The organism is Pseudomonas sp. P5_A2_2 (assembly GCF_054177685.1).
In genome coordinates this window covers 1-1044 of sequence record NZ_JBGCUL010001335.1, presented here as the reverse complement: position 1 = coordinate 1044, position 1044 = coordinate 1, and the positions used below count along the sequence as shown (strand labels likewise).

Here is a 1044-nt window from a genome sequence, read left to right as displayed (position 1 = left end):
GGCGAAGTATATAGCTCAGCGATTGATAGTGATGTTCTTCATTCTTTTGGGAGTGTTGACCATCACCTTCGTTCTGAGCCGAGCTCTTCCGGGTTCCCCGGTAGAAATGATGCTGGGAAACCACCCCACGGTGGAGCAGATTGCCGTCGCACGGGAAAAACTGGGGTTGGATAAGCCTCTGCCGATCCAATACTTCAATTACATCGGTGATCTTCTCCGAGGTGATTTTGGCACTAGTCTGCGCACCGGGCGGCCGGTGGTGGAGGAAGTGGTCAGGCGGGTTGGTGCGACTTTTGAACTGACATTCCTGGCGATGTTCTGGGTGGTGGTGCTAGGGGTGCCGATCGGTGTCATCTCAGCGGCGCGGCAGAACTCAGTGGTCGACAATGCGGCACGAGCGGGGTCCATCGCCGGGACGGCGTTTCCAGTTTTCATCCTGGCCATGGGCTTGCAGTTACTGTTCTACGGCAAGCTCAACTGGCTGCCCCTGCAAGGACGTATCGATGCTTCCATTCTTCTCGATAGCCCTTTTGAGCGTGTGACAGGCTTTTACCTGATCGACACTCTGCTGGCCGGTAATTTCGTAGCACTGTGGAGCGCCATCAAACACCTGACGCTACCCGTGCTCACCCTGGTCATCGTGACCTTGGCCACTGTCACCCGGATCACCCGCAACATGATGGTGGAGGTGCTATCCGAGGAGTACATCCGTACGGCCGTTTCTTACGGTGTACCCAAGTGGCGTATCCATTACGCCTATGCCCTGAAGGCGACAATGATTCCGCTCCTGACAGTGGTGGGCCTGACCTTCGGTTACCTGCTCGGTGGTGCGGTAGTGGTTGAGTTCGTTTTCGACTGGCCCGGCCTGGGCGGCTTCGTGGTGTTTTCGATTGCCCAGAATGATTTCCCCGCCGTGATGGGAGCCACCCTGGTGCTGGCCACGACGTATCTGTCGATCAACCTGATCGTTGATCTCTTGTATCACCTTGTTGATCCGAGGTTGCGAGTCCAATGAGTATCCAAGACGTATCCCTGTCCATGTCC

The 1044-nt window shown here is 56.1% G+C and carries 1 protein-coding gene; it reads left to right on the top strand.

What is annotated here, in order from left to right; all coding sequences use genetic code 11:
• Positions 1-1015 (top strand): ABC transporter permease (locus ACXRVY_RS31235; protein WP_458239239.1); only part of this gene is annotated, 1015 nt, incomplete at its 5' end.
• Between the last annotated feature and the right edge of the window lie 29 nt (positions 1016-1044).